General features: G+C 60.2%; 1 protein-coding gene. It reads left to right on the plus strand.

Features of this window, described 5'->3' with window-relative positions; all coding sequences use genetic code 11:
* A partial coding sequence (locus RMSM_RS06755; protein WP_008693354.1) for a VCBS domain-containing protein occupies nucleotides 1–701 on the plus strand: 701 nt, incomplete at both ends.

A 701-nucleotide genomic window follows, 5' to 3' on the forward strand; every position in this document is an offset into this window, starting at 1 on the left:
AGTCACTGCCGGAGTTGCTGGATCGGCATCCGGTTCGGTGGCTTCATCAGTCGCCGGATCCTATGGGGCAATCACAATCAATGCCGACGGATCGTATTCCTACATCGTCGACAACAATAACGCGGCCGTTCAAGCACTGCGAAACAGCGGAGACACGCTCGACGACGTCTTTACCTACACCATGACCGATGCGGCCGGGGCGACGTCGACCACGCAGATCACGATCACGATCCAAGGCCAAAACGACACCCCGACGGCAGTGGTCGACACCGCGACGGCCGTCGAAGCGGGCGGATCGGGCAACGGCACCGCCGGAGTGGACCCAACCGGCAACGTTCTGGATAACGACACCGACGTCGACTCGTCCGGCAACGGAGAAACCAAAAATGTCACGGGAGTTGCCGCAGGCGTTGCGGGTTCCGCTTCGGGATCGGTCGCATCGTCCGTCACGGGGTCATTCGGTGCGATCACGATCAATTCAGATGGCTCGTACAGCTATGTCGTCGATAATAACAACGCATCGGTCCAGGCGCTGCGAAACAGCGGGCAATCGCTCGACGACGTCTTTACCTACACGATGACGGACGCGGGCGGAGCGACCTCGACTACCCAGATCACCGTCACAATCCAGGGACAAAACGATGCCCCGACGGCTGTCGCTGACAATGCGGTCGCCGTGGAATCGGGTGGGCTACAACAAC

Origin of the sequence: Rhodopirellula maiorica SM1 (assembly GCF_000346295.1) — a bacterium.
Lineage (GTDB): Bacteria > Planctomycetota > Planctomycetia > Pirellulales > Pirellulaceae > Novipirellula > Novipirellula maiorica.